This is a genomic window from Blautia sp. KLE_1732_HM_1032, assembly GCF_025147905.1.
Classification (GTDB): Bacteria; Bacillota; Clostridia; order Lachnospirales; family Lachnospiraceae; genus Blautia_A; species Blautia_A fusiformis.
In genome coordinates this window covers 3068400-3085516 of record NZ_CP102266.1, presented here as the reverse complement: position 1 = coordinate 3085516, position 17117 = coordinate 3068400, and the positions used below count along the sequence as shown (strand labels likewise).

15 protein-coding genes are annotated in these 17117 nt (G+C 46.7%); 12 read left to right on the top strand and 3 right to left on the bottom strand.

Annotated elements, in window-relative coordinates:
- Positions 1–7: 7 nt before the first annotated feature.
- The gene (locus NQ489_RS14700; RefSeq protein ID WP_021650298.1) at positions 8–1759 is read right to left on the bottom strand and encodes an ABC transporter ATP-binding protein; all 1752 of its coding nucleotides are present in this window, start codon (positions 1757–1759) and stop codon (positions 8–10) included.
- Between the two features lie 262 nt (positions 1760–2021).
- Here NQ489_RS14700 and NQ489_RS14695 point away from each other — a divergent pair, with 262 nt between their 5' ends.
- Positions 2022–2411, top strand: a complete 390-nt coding sequence (locus NQ489_RS14695) for a metal-dependent transcriptional regulator (protein ID WP_021650299.1) — start codon at positions 2022–2024, stop codon at positions 2409–2411.
- A gap of 54 nt (positions 2412–2465) precedes the next feature.
- Here NQ489_RS14695 and NQ489_RS14690 read toward each other — a convergent pair whose 3' ends face one another.
- Both NQ489_RS14690 and NQ489_RS14685 read right to left on the bottom strand, forming a co-directional pair.
- Complete coding sequence (locus NQ489_RS14690) at positions 2466–3410, bottom strand: DMT family transporter (protein WP_044960582.1); 945 nt, start codon at positions 3408–3410, stop codon at positions 2466–2468.
- 139 nt (positions 3411–3549) lie between these two features.
- Positions 3550–4782: an argininosuccinate synthase gene (locus NQ489_RS14685; protein WP_015526007.1), complete on the bottom strand. Its 1233-nt coding sequence runs from the start codon at positions 4780–4782 to the stop codon at positions 3550–3552.
- A 529-nt stretch (positions 4783–5311) separates the two neighbouring features.
- Between NQ489_RS14685 and argC the strand changes: the two genes are divergently transcribed.
- The 11 genes from argC to NQ489_RS14630 all read left to right on the top strand — a co-directional run bounded on the left by argC (position 5312) and on the right by NQ489_RS14630 (position 17006).
- Positions 5312–6352, top strand: a complete 1041-nt coding sequence (gene argC / locus NQ489_RS14680) for an N-acetyl-gamma-glutamyl-phosphate reductase (RefSeq protein WP_015526006.1) — start codon at positions 5312–5314, stop codon at positions 6350–6352.
- Positions 6353–6453: 101 nt separating this feature from the next.
- The gene (gene argJ, locus NQ489_RS14675) at positions 6454–7677 is read left to right on the top strand and encodes a bifunctional glutamate N-acetyltransferase/amino-acid acetyltransferase ArgJ (protein ID WP_021650304.1); all 1224 of its coding nucleotides are present in this window, start codon (positions 6454–6456) and stop codon (positions 7675–7677) included.
- A 622-nt stretch (positions 7678–8299) separates the two neighbouring features.
- The gene (gene argB / locus NQ489_RS14670) at positions 8300–9196 is read left to right on the top strand and encodes an acetylglutamate kinase (RefSeq protein ID WP_022426393.1); all 897 of its coding nucleotides are present in this window, start codon (positions 8300–8302) and stop codon (positions 9194–9196) included.
- A complete protein-coding gene (locus NQ489_RS14665) occupies positions 9183–10373 on the top strand; it encodes an aspartate aminotransferase family protein (protein WP_114002194.1) in 1191 nt (396 codons plus the stop codon). Before argB ends, NQ489_RS14665 begins: the two co-directional genes overlap by 14 nt.
- A gap of 300 nt (positions 10374–10673) precedes the next feature.
- Positions 10674–12113, top strand: coding sequence for a sodium:proton antiporter (locus NQ489_RS14660; RefSeq protein WP_044961545.1), 1440 nt, complete (start codon positions 10674–10676; stop codon positions 12111–12113).
- 15 nt (positions 12114–12128) lie between these two features.
- Positions 12129–13133: a cytidylate kinase-like family protein gene (locus NQ489_RS14655; RefSeq protein WP_021651586.1), complete on the top strand. Its 1005-nt coding sequence runs from the start codon at positions 12129–12131 to the stop codon at positions 13131–13133.
- 301 nt (positions 13134–13434) lie between these two features.
- Entirely contained in the window at positions 13435–13647 is a 213-nt protein-coding gene (locus tag NQ489_RS14650) for a FeoA family protein (RefSeq protein WP_015525999.1), read from the top strand.
- 103 nt (positions 13648–13750) lie between these two features.
- Positions 13751–13969: a FeoA family protein gene (locus tag NQ489_RS14645; protein ID WP_015525998.1), complete on the top strand. Its 219-nt coding sequence runs from the start codon at positions 13751–13753 to the stop codon at positions 13967–13969.
- A 58-nt stretch (positions 13970–14027) separates the two neighbouring features.
- Positions 14028–16211, top strand: coding sequence for a ferrous iron transport protein B (gene feoB / locus NQ489_RS14640; protein ID WP_021651585.1), 2184 nt, complete (start codon positions 14028–14030; stop codon positions 16209–16211).
- A 72-nt stretch (positions 16212–16283) separates the two neighbouring features.
- Entirely contained in the window at positions 16284–16631 is a 348-nt protein-coding gene (locus tag NQ489_RS14635; protein ID WP_021651584.1) for a FeoB-associated Cys-rich membrane protein, read from the top strand.
- A gap of 18 nt (positions 16632–16649) precedes the next feature.
- A complete protein-coding gene (locus tag NQ489_RS14630) occupies positions 16650–17006 on the top strand; it encodes a heavy-metal-associated domain-containing protein (RefSeq protein ID WP_021651583.1) in 357 nt (118 codons plus the stop codon).
- Positions 17007–17117 lie beyond the last annotated feature (111 nt).

Below are 17117 nucleotides of genomic sequence, written 5' to 3'. Positions count from 1 at the left end.
TGTTTTTTCAAGCCGGCTCACCTCCTTCGTCAAAATCACCGGCACAGCCGGTCTGTGAATGAAATACTTCCTGATAAATGGCGTTGGTCTTAAGAAGCTCCTCGTGGGTACCAAAACCGTTGATCTCACCGTTATCCATAACGATGATCCGGTCCGCGTTCTGGATGCTGGAAACACGCTGTGCGATGATCAGCTTGGTGGTATCCGGGATTTCCTCGGCAAAAGCACGGCGGATCCTTGCGTCTGTGGCAGTATCTACCGCACTGGTGGAGTCATCCAGGATCAGTATCTTCGGCTTCTTCAGAAGAGCGCGGGCAATACAGAGACGCTGCTTCTGGCCTCCGGAAACATTGGAGCCGCCCTGTTCAATGAAGGTATTGTATTTGTCCGGCATTTTTTCGATGAAATCATCGGCACAGGCAAGCTGGCATGCGCGGCGGCATTCCTCCTCAGTGGCATTTTTGTCACCCCATCGGAGGTTTTCCAGAATGGTTCCTGAGAAGAGTATATTCTTCTGAAGAACAACGGAAACCTGATTTCTGAGAGATTCCAGATGGTATTTACGGACATCGATGCCTCCTACGGAAACAGAACCATCCGTTACGTCATAAAGACGGCTGATCAGGTTGACAAGGCTGGATTTTGCACTTCCGGTACCGCCGATGATCCCTATGGTCTCGCCGGAGCGGATCGAGAGATTGATATCCTTCAGAACGGGTTCCTGACTGTCTTTCTTATAGCTGAAATTTACATGATCGAAGACGATACTTCCGTCCGGGACATCTGTTACCGGATTCTCCGGATCTGTGATGTCAGCAGTATCATTGATGACTTCCGTAACACGCTCTGCGCTGGCAATACTCATTGTCACCATAACAAAAACCATGGAAAGCATCATAAGGCTCATGAGAATGTTCATGCAGTAGGTGAGAAGGCTCATAAGCTCACCGGTAGTAAGGGAGCTGCCTACGATCATTTTGGCGCCGAGCCAGCTGATTCCCAGGATACAGGCATAAACGGTAAACTGCATCAGGGGCATGTTCATGACAACGATCTTCTCAGCACTTAAGAACATTTCGTATACTTTGTTGCAAGCTTTCTGGAATTTGCTGATCTCGTAGTCTTCGCGGACATAGGCCTTGACAACGCGTACAGCGCCGATGTTTTCCTGGACACTTGCGTTCAGGTCGTCATATTTACGGAATACGGCCTGAAAATATACCGTTGCTTTTCTCATGATAAAGATCAGACAGCATCCCAGGAAGATAACAGCGACAAGGTAGATGCTTGCAAGCTTTGCATTGATAAGAAATGCCATGACCATGGCACAGATCAGACTGGCCGGTGCACGGGTACACATACGAAGGATCATCTGATAGGCGTTCTGCAGGTTGGTCACATCTGTGGTAAGACGGGTGATCAGGCCGGCAGTGCTGTATTTGTCGATGTTGGAAAAAGAAAAGGTCTGGATGTTGGTGTACATGGCTTTTCGGAGGTTTCTGGCAAAGCCTGTGGAGGCCAGTGCTCCGTATTTTCCTCCCATGACGCCGGACCAGAGTCCGCACAGGGCAAGAGCTACCATAATTGCACCCATCCGATAGATATGGCCGATATTTCCGGCTTCCACACCCTTATCAATGATGGAAGCCATGGCCAGGGGGATCAGAGTCTCAAAGAGAACTTCCAGGATCATGAAAAAAGGCGTGAGAAACGATGCCTTTTTAAACTCCCTGACCTGGGCCAGAAGGGTTTTGAGCATAAAAAATCTCCTTTCTTTACTGTTCAAAAGACAGCACTACTGGAAAGGATTCCGGGCTGCTATAGAACAGATATATTGTTCAGCTACTATTATCGGGGAAATTATTTTTAATGTCAAGATAAACATGTGCGAAATGCTTGACACAACATCCTTTAAGCGGTATATTAAAAGTTAATATTCGCCTGTAGAACAGGGAAAGAATGGGCTTCAGGTCCCTTTAGAGGGTCTATATAGAGTTAAATTTTTGCAGGGAGGATTTTATATGGAGATCAGACAGTCAGCGGAGGATTATCTTGAATCAATTCTGGTTTTATCCAAAAAAGGAGGAGGAGTTCGTTCCATTGATATTGCGACCAGACTTGGTGTTTCCAAGCCAAGCGTCAGTCACGCAATGAAGCTTCTTCGTGAGGATGGTTATATTGCTATGGACCGTTACGGTACCGTGACACTTCTGGAGAAGGGGGCAGAGATCGCCAATCAGATTTATGAGCGTCACATTGTTCTTGCCAGGATGCTGGAGGGACTTGGGGTTCCGGCAGAGATCGCAATGGAGGATGCCTGCAAGATGGAGCACGACATCAGCCAGGAGAGCTTTGAGAAGATCAAGGCACATTATAATAACTTTATTAAGAAGGAAGAAACAGCAGACTAAGAAACATGCAGACAGGCAGCCGGAAGGTAAAATACCAAACCGGCTGCCTGTTTTTTATTTATTATCTTTTTCTTTTTCTGGCAGCTGTGCCAGGATGATGGCTGCAAACATGATGACACATCCAAGGAGCTCTTTTATGGAAAGCTTCTGATCCAGGAGCACCCAGCCTGCAAGCACGGAGATGCAGGATTCAAGAGAAAGAATCAGAGAAGCAACGGTGGGATTCACATTTTTCTGGCCTACGACCTGCAGGGTGTAGGCAATACCGCAGGACATCACACCAGCATACAGGATCGGCAGCCAGGCAGTGAGAATGGAAGAAATCTGCGGATGTTCCAGAATAAGTGCCGGGATCATGGACAGGATCCCGCAGACAAGAAACTGGATACAGGAAAGCTTTACACCGTCTGCCTTCGGGGAAAAATAGTCAATCACCAGAATGTGCAGGGAAAAGAGAAAAGCACATACCAGCACCAGAATATCTCCGAGGCCAATGGAAAATCCGTCTGTGATGCAGAGAAGATAAAGTCCGACCAGTGCCATGACAACGGCTGCCCATATAAAGGGACTGCATTTCTTTTTCAGGAAAATTCCAATGATCGGGACGATGACAATGTAGCAGGCGGTGATGAAGCCGGCTTTTCCTACAGTTGTGTACTGGATACCAAACTGCTGGAAGCTGCTGGCAGCAAAAAGAGCAAATCCGCAGACAATGCCGCCCAGCCACAGGTCACGGCTGTTATATGGCGTGGGGGATACCGCTTTTTCTGAAGGTGCTGATGAGGATTCCGGTATTGCGGAGTCTGTGGCAGCAGAGGATTTATTTCCGGAACGGTTCAGGATAAAGAGCACCGGAACCAGAACAGCGGCGCCGATCAGGGAACGGACGCCGTTGAAGGTGAAGGGGCCGACATATTCCATGCCCACACTCTGGGCAACAAAGGCGATTCCCCAGATCGTTGCGGCCAGAAGCAGGCAGAGAGAATTTTTCAGAGGCATTTTCTGTGAGTTCATGATAAAAAATCCTTTCGTTTATTAGGTATTATGTGATCAAAGCAGTATATAACAAAAGACCCCGGGGAACTTATATAGCTTCCCGGGGCATTCTTATAATCTGTCGGAACAATGTCCAACAAAATTAGTTCTGATTCTGGTTATTCTTAACTTCTGCAAGCTTCATGGCACGAACCTTCAGCGGCAGACCGAACAGAGTGATGAATCCGTCTGCATCATGATGATCATACATATCACCGGTTGTGAAGGAAGCAAGAGACTCATTGTAAAGGCTGTACGGAGAGGTTGTACCATTCTTGATGATGTTTCCTTTGTAAAGCTTGAATTTAACTTCACCGGTAACATATTTCTGAGTGGACTCAACAAATGCCTGGATAGCCTCACGGAGAGGTGTGTACCATTTTCCTTCGTAAACAACCTGTGCAAATTGGCTGCCAAGCTTTTTCTTGGCTTCCATTGTCTCACGGTCAAGGATCAGCTCCTCAAGCTGGTCATGTGCTGCCATCAGGATCGTTCCGCCAGGAGTTTCATAAACGCCACGGGATTTCATACCAACAACACGGTTCTCAACAATATCAACGATACCGATGCCGTTCTCACCGCCAAGCTTGTTCAGCTCTGTGATGATCTCGGAAACCTTCATTGCTTTTCCGTTGAGTGTTTTCGGAACACCCTGCTCGAATGTCATGGTGATCTCAGTTTCTTTATCCGGAGCCTTCTCAGGTGTTACACTTAATACAAGCATGTCATCATAGTTCGGAGCCTGGGATGGATCCTCAAGCTCAAGTCCCTCATGGCTGATGTGCCAGAGGTTTCTGTCACGGCTGTAGCTGTGACTTGCATCAAATGGAAGAGTGATGCCATGAGCCTTACAGAACTCGATCTCATCTTCACGGGACTGCATGGTCCACAGATCTGTCATACGCCATGGAGCAATGATCTTGATGTCCGGAGCGAGAGCCTTGATGCCAAGCTCGAAACGGATCTGGTCATTTCCTTTACCGGTAGCACCGTGGCAGATAGCAACGGCACCCTCTTTACGTGCGATCTCAACCAGCTTCTTGGCAATGACCGGACGAGCCATGGAAGTTCCGAGAAGATAGGAATGCTCGTATACAGCACCAGCCTCTACACACGGCATGATGAAATCATCGCAGAACTCATCGACGATATCCTCGATATATAATTTGGAAGCACCGGACATTTTTGCTCTCTCTTCAAGACCGTCCAGCTCGTTTCCCTGTCCGCAGTTTACACAGCAGCAGACAACGTCATAATCAAAGGTTTCTTTCAGCCACGGGATCAGGGCTGTGGTATCAAGACCACCGGAATACGCTAAAACAACTTTTTCTTTCATAATATATGTCCTCCTGGGATTTTTTTGATTTTGTATCGCTCCGGACATTTCCGGGACGGTGAATTTTTTTACGTTATCTGGAAAAAAATTATGCTGTTTTATAACTTTACCAGAGTGAATAAATATTCATGTACAACAAAACAAAATTTTCGGCTGTCCTGTCGACATGGCTTAATATACACCAGATTTTATAAATATGCAAGAGATAATTTGAAAAATATGAAAAAAAATTTGCATAAAAATACATCTAAAAGTAGGCGGTATTATAAGAAAATACAGGAAAAACAGAAAAGACCGTGAAAAATCAAAGAAAATGACTATTGCATAATATGCAGAGAAGATGTATAATCTATCCATTGATAAGATGGACATATGAGCTGGCAGTACAGACAGGTTTAAGATGTCCGTCTGACCTGGGCAGAAGGTTCAGATATCAGAAGACATAAAAAAGAGGCATAAATAAGAATAGCAAGCGCTTCTGCAGGGTGTATTAAGCCGTAGAAAAAACGGCAGAGGAGGAATGTGAAAGATGATTAAAGCAGGAATTATCGGTGCGACAGGATACGCAGGAAATGAGATCGTAAGACTTCTTCTTGGACACAAGGACGTTGAGATCAAATGGTTCGGCTCCCGAAGCTACATAGATCAGCAGTATGCAGATATTTATCAGAATTTTTTCAGGCTGGTGGATGCCAAATGTATGGATGACAACATGGCTGCACTTGCAGATGAGGTGGATGTGATCTTTACCGCAACACCACAGGGCCTTTGTGCATCCCTTATTAATGAAGAAATCCTTTCCAAATGTAAGGTGATCGACTTAAGCGCAGATTTCCGTATTAAAGATGTGAAAAAATATGAGAAGTGGTACGGGATCGAGCATAAGGCTCCGCAGTTTATCGAGGAAGCTGTTTATGGCCTCTGCGAGATCAACCGTGAGGATATTAAGAATGCAAGGCTGATCGCCAACCCGGGATGCTATCCGACATGCTCCACACTGTCTATTTATCCGCTGTTAAAGGAAGGCCTCATTGATCCGAATACCATTATCATTGATGCCAAGTCCGGAACCTCCGGAGCAGGAAGAGGAGCCAAGGTTCCGAATCTCTACTGTGAGGTAAACGAGAGCATCAAAGCTTACGGTGTTGCCACACACAGACATACACCGGAGATCGAGGATCAGCTTGGATATGCATGCGGACAGGAAGTGATGATCAACTTTACCCCGCATCTTGTTCCGATGAACCGTGGAATCCTGGTAACAGCATATGCCTCCCTGACCAAGGATGTTACCTATGAGGAAGTAAAAGCAGCCTATGACAAATATTATAAAGACGAGTTCTTTGTACGTGTCCTGAACAAGGATGTATGCCCGCAGACAAGAAATGTAGAAGGCAGCAATTTTGTGGACGTGAACTTCAAGATCGATCCGAGAACAAAGAGAGTCATCATGATGGGCGCTATTGACAACCTGGTAAAGGGTGCAGCAGGACAGGCTGTTCAGAACATGAACCTGATGTTTGGATTTGACGAGAACGAAGGACTGAAACAGATTCCGATGTGTCCGTAAAACAGGCAGATCACAAATAAAATATGGGGGATGCCGAAGGACTTTAAACGAATGAACTGCGATATTCGATCTGGCATCACCATTGAGAGGAGATATATAATATGAAGATCATCGACGGCGGCGTTACAGCCGCAAAAGGTTTTAAGGCAGCGTCAACTGCAGCAGAGATCAAATATAAAGGCCGTACCGATATGGCCATGGTATTCAGTGAGGTTCCCTGTGTGGCTGCAGGAACCTTCACGACCAATGTGGTAAAAGCAGCTCCTGTAAGATGGGATCAGGACATTGTATACAACCACCCGGGTGCAAGAGCTGTGATCTGCAACAGCGGAATCGCCAACGCATGTACCGGTGAGGAAGGATTCGGCTATTGCAGGGAAACAGCTAAGGCAGCATCCGAAAGCCTTGGGATTCCGGAAGACAGCGTACTGGTAGCATCCACAGGTGTCATCGGAATGCAGCTTCCGATCGACCGTATCGCAAACGGAGTAAAAGCTATGGCACCGAAGCTTGAGGGAAGCCGCGAGGCAGGGCTTGAGGCAGCAAAAGCCATCATGACAACAGATACCGAGAAGAAAGAGGCAGCGGTAGAGATCGAGATCGGTGGAAAAACCGTAACGGTAGGCGGTATGTGCAAGGGCTCCGGAATGATCCACCCCAACATGTGCACGATGCTTGGATTTATCACCAGTGATGTGGATATCTCCAAGGAGCTTCTTCAGGAAGCACTCAGCGAGGATATCAAGGACACCTACAACATGGTATCCGTTGACGGCGATACCTCCACAAACGATACTGTCCTCCTCCTTGCAAACGGACAGGCCGGCAATCCGAAGATCACAGAGAAAAACGCAGATTATGAAGAGTTCAAAAAGGCTCTTAACTACGTAAACACAACCCTTGCCAAAAAGATCGCAGGTGACGGAGAAGGCGCAACTGCACTCTTCGAGGTCAAGGTCATCGGCGCAGCCACCAAGGCAGAAGCCGTAACCTTAAGTAAATCCGTAGTAACCTCTTCCTTAACAAAGGCAGCCATTTACGGCCACGACGCAAACTGGGGAAGAATCCTCTGCGCCCTCGGCTACTCCGGCGTCCAGTTCGATCCGGAAAAGGTAGATCTCTACTTTGAGAGCAAAGCAGGAAAGATCAAGATCATTGAAAATGGAGTTTCTACAGGCTACAGCGAAGAGGAAGCAACTAAGATCCTCTCAGAAGAGGCAGTGACAGCCATCGCGGATATGAAGATGGGAGATGCATCCGCAACTGCGTGGGGATGCGACCTCACCTATGATTACATAAAGATCAATGCGGATTATCGTTCTTGATGTAAGAGCTTTGTAGAATGTTTTTTATGGTGGATTTTAGTTGTAGTTTTGTTTCAGTTTGTAAGCTGAGAAAACCCTTAGGGGGAGCGAGCTCAAAGTTGCGAAGCCCGCACGCTCCCCCTAAGAACCCCCTCCGTTGGGCACGCTTGGCTGTAGCATGTAGAACTTCAGTCGACGAAAACTGCCTGACGAACGTGAGAACCCGCAGGGCGGGAGCCCGGAAGTTGAGGCGTGTTGAACTTCAGTTGATGAAAACTGAGTGACGAACGTGAGAAACCTCAGAGCGGGAGCCCGGAAGTTATGTCGTGTTAAACGTCAGTCGCCGAAGGCAGACTGACGAGCTGTTCGCCTTCGGCGAAAGCGCGTCGGAAGCGGCTGTCTGCGACAGCCTGTCCGCAGTAGGCGCTTTGCCCGCAACGCGGGCAACAGCCCGTCCTCCCGTGGCCGGAGGGGAGGAGCGCGAGGAGGGGAAACGGCCTTCGGAACTCCGAGTGCCTCCCCTCCTCGCAAATCCCACAGCTGTCAGCTGAGACAAAATTATAATAAAAAAGAAATCCCTCCAACATACAACAACAAAACCTTTTTCAATCCATATCATTTTTCAAAAAAAGGAGACACCCACATGGTAAATCAGAAATATCTTGACAAAGCAGAGGTTCTCATAGAAGCCCTGCCATACATCCAGCGGTTCAACCGCAAGATCGTAGTCATCAAATACGGCGGAAGCGCCATGCTTGATGAAGAATTAAAGCGTAACGTCATCAAGGACGCAGTCCTTCTGAAATTAGTCGGTTTCAAACCGATCATTGTTCACGGCGGCGGCAAGGAAATCAGCCGCTGGGTCGGTAAAGTCGGCATGGAGCCGCATTTTGTAAACGGTCTCCGTGTAACGGACAAAGACACTATGGAGATCGCAGAGATGGTTCTTGCAAAAGTAAACAAGGAGCTTGTTACTCTGGTAGAATCTCTCGGCGTACAGGCTGTAGGTGTCAGCGGTAAGGACGGCGGTCTTCTCCAGTGCAAAAAGAAGCTTTCCAAAGGCGAAGACATCGGCTACGTAGGTGAGGTTACAAAGGTTAATCCGAAGATCCTTCATGACCTTCTGGAAAGAGATTTCCTTCCGATCGTATTCCCGATCGGCTTTGACGAAAATTTTGATTCCTACAATATCAATGCGGACGATGCAGCCTGCGCCATTGCAGAGGCAGTTGAGGCAGAGAAGCTTGCCTTCCTGTCCGATATTGAGGGCGTTTACAGGGATGCAGATGATCCCTCCACTCTGATCTCCGAGCTTCGTGTAGATGAGGCTGAGAATCTGATCTCAGATGGTACTGTGGGCGGCGGTATGATCCCGAAGCTGAAAAACTGTATCGACGCTATCGAGCATGGCGTAAACAGAGTCCATATCCTGGATGGAAGGATCCCGCACAGCTTACTGCTTGAGATCTTTACAAACAAAGGTATTGGTACTGCAATTTTAAAAGATGATGGGGAGAAATATTACAATGAGCATGAATGAACAGATGGAAGAATCTGAAGCCAGTATTCTTCATACATATAACCGTTTTCCGGTAGTTTTTGAAAAAGGCGATGGTTGTTACCTCTATGATTCCGAAGGAAAGGAATATCTGGATTTTGCGGCAGGTATCGCAGTAAATGCCCTGGGCTATCATTATCCGGGCTATGACGAAGCACTGAAATCCCAGATCGACAAGCTGATGCATATTTCCAACCTGTACTACAATGAGCCGATCATTGAGGCGGGTGCCAAACTTGTACAGGCAAGCCATATGGAAAAGGCCTTCTTCACAAACAGTGGTACAGAGGCCATTGAGGGTGCTCTGAAGGCTGCCAAGAAATATGCCTACGAAAGAGATGGCCATGCAGACCATGAGATCATTGCCATGAACCATTCCTTCCACGGCCGCAGCATCGGCGCTCTTTCCGTGACAGGCAATGCACATTACAGAGAACCCTTTGAGCCTCTGATGGGTGGGGTGAAATTTGCAGATTTCAATGATCTTGAGAGTGTAAAGGCTCAGATCACAGATAAGACCTGTGCCATCATCACCGAGACCGTACAGGGAGAAGGAGGTATTTATCCGGCTACAAAAGAGTTCCTGGAAGGCTTACGTAAGCTTTGTGATGAGAAGGATATCATCCTGATCCTGGACGAGATCCAGTGCGGTATGGGACGTACCGGACATTATTTTGCATGGCAGGCATATGGAGTACAGCCGGATATCATGACCTGTGCCAAAGCACTTGGCTGTGGAGTTCCGGTAGGTGCTTTTGTGCTGAACAAAAAAGCAGCTGCAGCCTCCCTGAAGCCAGGCGACCACGGAACCACTTACGGTGGAAATCCCTTCGTATGTGCAGCCGTCAGCAAGGTATTTGACATTTTTGAAAAAGATCAGATCCTTTCCCATGTGCAGGGACTTACTCCGTATTTTGAGGAGAAGCTGGACGAACTGGTTGCAAAGCATGACTGTGCAGAAACAAGAAGAGGCAAAGGCTTCATGCAGGGTATCGTGATCAAGGGGCGTCCGGTAGGAGACGTGGTGAAAAAAGCTCTTGCAAAGGGTCTTCTGGTGATCTCAGCAGGAAGTGATGTTCTCCGCCTTGTTCCTCCTCTTGTGATCACAAAAGAGGATATCGACAAGATGGCAGAGATTCTTGACGAGTGTATGGAATAATAAAAAAATAACAGATACAAAAGCAGCAGTATTTTCCGGAAAGGTTAGTGTGCCGATGGAGAATACGGCTGCTTTTTTGTCAGAGAGAAAATGTATATAAATTATATAACAGATATAGAAAACAGTATCCGAAAATCTGGTCGTGTGTTTGAAAACAAACAAAAAATGCCATGACACACCGACAAAATGCACAAAAAAGAGAGAGGGTTCGAGTATAAATTGCACATCTACACAGTTGATTTTAGAACGCCATATGTTATAATTTCACTGGTAAAAAAATTTATGTGAGGGGTGAGAATTTTGAAAAAATTATTAACCGTCATGTGTACTTTTCTGACAGTATTTCTGGCATGTCCTGTGGGTGTATGGGCAGCCGGAAACGGTGGGACAGGATCTGGTGTGCCGGTGTGGCTTTGTATTCCTTTTGCGGGCCTTCTTCTGTGTGTTGCAGTGATGCCGCTGGTAAAGGGTGAGTGGTGGGAGTCACATCAGCCCGTTGTGGTTGCATTCTGGATCGTTCTTATGATCATTCCGTTTGCAGTTGTTTACGGTGCCGGAAAAACTGCGGAAACAGTACTTGAGTGCGTGATCAATGACTATCTTACATTTATCATCTTGTTATTTGGACTGTTCTGTGTATCCGGTAACATTACAGTTGAGGGTGATTTTGCGGGTTCGCCAAGAGTAAATGTAGGACTTCTTGCACTGGGAACCCTGCTTTCCAGCTGCATCGGAACTACCGGAGCCAGCATGCTGATGGTCCGTCCGGTGATCAAAATGAATTCCTGGAGAAAGAGAAAGGGTCATATTATGATCTTTTTCATCTTTATGGTATCCAACATGGGTGGCTGCCTGACACCGATCGGTGATCCGCCGCTTCTGATGGGCTTCATGCGAGGAGTTCCGTTCTTCTGGAGCCTTCATCTTTTTCCGGTACTGATCTTTAATATGGTGATCCTTCTGTTTGTGTTCTATCATCTGGATATGCGCTCTTACAAGAAGGATATCGCAGAGGGACGTAAACCGGATATCAGCAAACCGGGTACCGAGTTTAAGATTGAGGGGCTTCATAATATCATCTTCCTTGTGATGATCGTTGTGGGTGTTATCTTAAGCGGAATGCTTCCCGGTATGCCTGCATTCCAGGATGCAGCCGGAAATGTAAAGGGGATTCATATTTTCGGTGAGGTTACTTTAAGTTTCCCGTCGATCATTGAGATCGTCCTGATCCTGGCAGCTGCATTTCTGTCCTTTAAGACAACGGATAAGAGGATCCGTGTGCGGAACCATTTTACCTGGGGTGCGATCAAGGAGGTTGCAGTACTTTTCATCGGTATTTTTATCACCATGCAGCCGGCCCTGATGCTTCTGAAAGCAGTAGGACCGAATCTTGGTATCACCGAGCCGTACCAGATGTTCTGGGCGACCGGAGCTTTGTCCAGCTTCCTGGATAATACGCCGACCTATCTGGTATTTCTGACAACAGCAGGAACTCTTGGATTTACAAACGGAATCGCAACAACGCTGGGAACGGTTCCTGTAAAGCTGCTTTCTGCGATTTCCTGCGGTGCTGTATTTATGGGCGCCAATACATATATCGGCAATGCTCCGAACTTTATGGTCAAGACACTTTCTGACGAAAATGGTATCAACATGCCGTCCTTCTTCGGATATATGGCATGGTCCATTTGTTTCCTGGTACCGGTGTTCATCATCGATATGCTGGTATTCTTTTTATAAGGGAGGAGGATCAATATGCAGGATAATAACATTCGAGAGAAATGCAGAGAACTTGCCACCAGGCTTTATGAACTGGATGGCGAGGTTTATGAAAGCGTAGGATCTTCCCTTGGACGTACCTTCACCGGTGACAGAGAAGGCACTATCCGGAACTTAAGTGCTCTGATGTATACCAAACCGGACGGACATCTTCTTCGAAGCGAGATGGCACTGATCAGCAACATGGCCAGGACCATCAAGGATAAAGAAGAAAAAAGCCGTCTCATGAAGAAATATGATGAGATCTTTCAGGAGATCCTGACGCTGCCGGAGACTTTTGTTGCTACGGATATCATGGATAAGGAACGTGTGGCGCTGAATCATATGATCAAGCACAGGGAAAAAATCTCTGAGAATGACCATCTGGTCATCTGCATCAGCCGTACACAGGGAAGTGCCGGTAATGATATCGGTTTCGGACTGGCAGACAAGCTTCGGATCAACTATTATGATGTGGAGATCTTTGATCAGGTATTAAGGCGTCTTGAGGCGGAAAAGGGCGCGGTCAACGATGCGGAATATTTTGCGGATTTCAATAAATATGAGAAGAAGCATAAATTTGATCCCAAGGGCTGGTTCCGGGAATTCAACCGTTACCATGGTCTTCCGAAACAGGATGCGGTATTCTTTAACATGAGTGACCTGATCTGCGATCTGGCCTCAAAAGAGGACTGCATCATTATGGGAAGGTGTGCGGATGCGATCCTCAAGAACAACCACATTCCGCATATCAGTCTGTTTATCACAGCTCCTTTTGCTATCCGTGTGCAGCATGTTATGGATGTACGGAAGATGAATATGAAGCAGGCAGTCCGTTTCCTGAAGAAGATGGACAGCCAGCACAGACGGTATTACAATTTTTACGGCGGAGCTCAGTGGGGCAAGCCGGATAACTACGATCTTTGTATCAACAGTGCAAGCTACGGAATCAATGAAACGGAGAATCTGATCCTGAAGCTTTTGAATGATCAGATCCACTAAGAGATAAAAATATGAGCAGCACGGAAGAAAGAAAAAGTTCCGGAAGGGGTTTTTAGCTTAACAGGCTGCAAACAGAAAAAGAATCAGAACAGAGTTCCTGCATTCTGAGGTAACCTTCTGCCAGACAGAAATACCTCAGAATGCAGGAACTTTTTTTATATGTTGTTTATAAAAACTTAATCTTGATTAACTTTTTTCATTTAGGGGATTGACATTCGAAAAAACTTAGTATAAACTAACCTATGAGTTAGGGCTGACTAATTAGACTGAGTTAATTAATAGAAAGAAACGGAGGGATTCCATGCAGCCGATTTTATTTTTACAGTCAGGTGATACTGGCACGATCAAGCGTATTTCCGGAGCGGAGGATACAAGAAGATTTCTTGCAGGCCTTGGTTTTGTTGAGAATGCGGAAGTGACAGTTATTTCTCAGTTTGACGGCAATCTGATCGTAAATGTCAAGGATTCCAGAGTAGCAGTCAATAAGGAAATGGCCAGACACATTATGGTGTGACCGGACTGTGCGGCAGTGACCGGTAGTGGATTTGCCCCAAACTGCGGAAGGCGCAGTTGAGGATAGATTAGGAATTGGAATATGAACAGGGAGGAAAAGAGAAATGACTTTACGTGATGCAGCAGTAGGTTCTACAGTAGTTGTTTCCAAGATCACCGGCGACCCGGCTTACAAGCGCCGTATCATGGATATGGGAATCACAAAAGGCAGCGAGGTTTATATCCGAAAGGTAGCTCCTCTTGGAGATCCGGTTGAGATCACCATCAGAGGTTATGAGCTTTCCCTGCGTAAGCATGACGCAGCATGTGTGGAAGTAAAGTAAATACGCTTCGAAAAATGACAGAGCGTCAGGCTCTGACCTGAAAAAAGGAGGATACAAAATGTCTGTAACAATAGCTCTTGCCGGAAACCCGAACTGTGGTAAGACTACAATGTTCAATGCTCTTACAGGCGCAAACCAGTACGTTGGTAACTGGCCAGGTGTTACTGTAGAGAAAAAAGAGGGTAAGCTGAAAAACCAGAAGGATGTAACGGTAACAGACCTTCCGGGTATCTATTCACTTTCCCCGTATACACTTGAGGAGGTTGTCAGCCGTGATTACCTTCTGAAAGAGAAACCGGATGTGATCATCGATCTTGTGGATGCAACAAACATCGAGAGAAACCTGTATCTTGCAACCCAGCTTCTTGAAATCGGTATCCCGGTTGTTATCGCTCTTAATATGGTGGATCTTCTGAAAAAGAACAACATCCATATCAATGTAAAAGGCTTAAGCTCCGCGCTTGGATGCCCGATCGTTGAGACCTCTGCTCTTAAAGGAACAGGCCTTAAAGAGGTTGTTGATGAGGCAATCAAATGTGCGAACCAGCACAGAGTACCATCGAAGCAGATGGAATTTCCGAAAGCAGTAGAAAAAGCTGTAAATGAGATCGAGGGATTTGTTCCTGCAAACATCGCTGAGGAGAACAAGAGATGGTATGCAGTAAAGCTTCTTGAGAGAGACAGCAAGGTAAAAGAAGGTCTGAACCTTCCGGCTTCTGCACAGTCTAGGATCGAGGAGATTGCTTCTGGCCTTGAGAAGGCAGAGGATGATGATACAGAGAGTATCGTAACGGATGGAAGATATCAGTACATCCAGAAGGTTGTTTCTGCAAACGTTAAGAGAAGCGGAAATAAGATGACAGTTTCCGATAAGATCGACCGTATCGTAACAAACCGTGTTCTCGGTCTTCCGATCTTTATCCTTACCATGTTCATCGTTTATTATGTATCGGTAACAACAGTTGGTACCATGGTAACAGACTGGACAAACGACAGCTTTGTGGGAACCATCCAGAGTGTTGTGTCGGATGGACTCGGCAATGCCGGTGTTGCTGACTGGCTGGTGAGCCTTGTATCAGATGGTATCATCGGTGGTCTTGGTGCAGTGCTTGGATTCGTTCCGCAGATGGCGATCCTGTTCCTGTTCCTTTCCATCCTTGAGGATTGCGGTTACATGGTTCGTATCGCGTTCGTCATGGACCGTGTATTCCGTCATTTCGGACTTTCCGGAAAGAGCTTTATCCCGCTTCTTATCTCCTCCGGCTGTGGAATCCCTGGAATCATGGCTTCCAAAACGATCGAGGCAGATAATGACCGTCGTCTGACGATCATGACAGCAACATTTATCCCATGTGGTGCCAAGCTTCCGGTTATCGCTCTTATGGGCGGTATCATGACTGCTTATGCAACCGGTGACTATGTAGCTGCTGGTTTCATCACACCACTGATGTACTTCATCGGTGTTGTAGCAGTTCTTGTATCTGCGATCATCCTGAAGAAAACAAAACCGTTCTCCGGTAAACCTGCTCCGTTCGTAATGGAGCTTCCGCAGTACCATATTCCGTCTGCAAAGACAGTTCTGCTTCACGTTTGGGAGAGACTGAAAGGCTTCATCATCAAAGCCGGTACCATTCTTTTCCTTGCAACTGTTATCATGTGGATCCTTTCCAGCATCGGAAATACAGGAAGCGGAATCGGATTTGTTGAGGACAGCAACGACAGTATCATGGCTATCCTTGGTGGTATCCTTGCTCCGATCTTTGCTCCTCTTGGATTTGGCAAATGGCAGCCGGTTGCAGCCTCCATCTCCGGATTCTCCGCAAAAGAGTCCATCGTAAGTACAATGGGTGTTCTTGCAAACGTAGCTGGTGATGATGCAGAGGATACCATGATCGTTGGTGCAGCGATCAAAGCATGGTTCCCGACAGCAGTAGCAGCATTTTCTTTCCTGCTGTTCAACCTGCTTGACTCTCCGTGCCTTGCAGCTATTTCTACAATGGCACATGAGATGCAGTCCAGAAAATGGTTCTGGTTTGCAATTCTCTTCCAGAACATTTTTGCTTATGTTGTAACACTTTGTGTATACCAGATCGGTCTTGTTGTCACAGGTGCCGGTTCCTTCGGAATTGGAACGATCGTAGCGCTGATCCTTGCAGCGATCCTGCTCTTCCTTCTGTTCAGACCAGATCCGTACAAGAACCAGAACGATGTTACAAAGAGATCTGTACAGGCAGCAGAGTAATTGAAAACCGGTCATACAGTAACGATCCGGTACATATGATAGCTTTGAAATGATGCTGTAAGAACAGTTGAAATGATAAGAAATGCAGGAGACCGGGGATGTAAATACCTGGTCTTCTGTGCTATAATAAGCCTGAAGAAATATGGAAGTTTTTTTACAAAAGTATTCATCAGAGGCTGGCAGCAGTTCACAGGCTGTACAGCGAAAGAAAGGGTGACAGATATGAGTATGATAGCGGATATTATTGTACTGGCACTGGTGATCGCATATGGCGTATTTGTGATCAGTTATCTCTATTCAAGAAAGAAACAGGGGCTCAGCTGTGTCGGCTGTGCCGGTAACACACATACAGGTGGCTGTGGCGGCAGCTGCTCCGGTCATTGTTCCGGCTGCTCCGGCTGTAGTGGAATGCATAAGTAACCAGGAGGGAAAGAAATCATGGCAAATGCAATTGTTGTCATCGTTGTTATCATCATTATGCTGTTTGCCGGAAAAGGCGCATATAAACATCTGAAGGGCGAAGGCGCCTGCTGCGGAGGCGGCAGCAAGCCGGAGATCCCGAAGAAGAAGCTGGATGGAACCAAGCTGGGTGAGAAAACCATGAAGATCACAGGCATGCACTGTGAGAACTGTGTGGCCAGCGTCACAAGAGCGATCAACCGCATTGACGGTGCGGCAGCAAAAGTAAGCCTGAAAAAAGGTGAGGCAGTGGTTTCCTACGACAGAGAGATCTCCAACGAAGAGCTTAAGAAGGTAGTGGAAGACAGAGGATATCACGTAGTTTCTATCCAGTAAAGCTTTATCATAAGAATAACTTTGCCGCGGCTTCTGAGCCGGCAGATTAGAGAAGAGACTTCTCGGCGAAATGCTTAAAAATATTTCGCCTTGGGGTCTTTTTTTGTATAA

What these genes read in the sequence shown, in the direction of transcription:
- NQ489_RS14695 (WP_021650299.1), top strand. Translation starts at nt 2,022, where the DNA reads ATGGAGATCAGACAGTCAGCGGAGGATTATCTTGAATCAATTCTGGTT.
- NQ489_RS14650 (WP_015525999.1), top strand. Translation starts at nt 13,435, where the DNA reads ATGCAGCCGATTTTATTTTTACAGTCAGGTGATACTGGCACGATCAAG.
- argC (WP_015526006.1), top strand. Translation starts at nt 5,312, where the DNA reads ATGATTAAAGCAGGAATTATCGGTGCGACAGGATACGCAGGAAATGAG.
- NQ489_RS14630 (WP_021651583.1), top strand. Translation starts at nt 16,650, where the DNA reads ATGGCAAATGCAATTGTTGTCATCGTTGTTATCATCATTATGCTGTTT.
- NQ489_RS14700 (WP_021650298.1), bottom strand. Translation starts at nt 1,759, where the DNA reads ATGCTCAAAACCCTTCTGGCCCAGGTCAGGGAGTTTAAAAAGGCATCG.
- NQ489_RS14645 (WP_015525998.1), top strand. Translation starts at nt 13,751, where the DNA reads ATGACTTTACGTGATGCAGCAGTAGGTTCTACAGTAGTTGTTTCCAAG.
- feoB (WP_021651585.1), top strand. Translation starts at nt 14,028, where the DNA reads ATGTCTGTAACAATAGCTCTTGCCGGAAACCCGAACTGTGGTAAGACT.
- NQ489_RS14690 (WP_044960582.1), bottom strand. Translation starts at nt 3,410, where the DNA reads ATGCCTCTGAAAAATTCTCTCTGCCTGCTTCTGGCCGCAACGATCTGG.
- NQ489_RS14685 (WP_015526007.1), bottom strand. Translation starts at nt 4,782, where the DNA reads ATGAAAGAAAAAGTTGTTTTAGCGTATTCCGGTGGTCTTGATACCACA.
- NQ489_RS14655 (WP_021651586.1), top strand. Translation starts at nt 12,129, where the DNA reads ATGCAGGATAATAACATTCGAGAGAAATGCAGAGAACTTGCCACCAGG.
- NQ489_RS14665 (WP_114002194.1), top strand. Translation starts at nt 9,183, where the DNA reads ATGAGCATGAATGAACAGATGGAAGAATCTGAAGCCAGTATTCTTCAT.
- NQ489_RS14635 (WP_021651584.1), top strand. Translation starts at nt 16,284, where the DNA reads ATGATAAGAAATGCAGGAGACCGGGGATGTAAATACCTGGTCTTCTGT.
- argJ (WP_021650304.1), top strand. Translation starts at nt 6,454, where the DNA reads ATGAAGATCATCGACGGCGGCGTTACAGCCGCAAAAGGTTTTAAGGCA.
- argB (WP_022426393.1), top strand. Translation starts at nt 8,300, where the DNA reads ATGGTAAATCAGAAATATCTTGACAAAGCAGAGGTTCTCATAGAAGCC.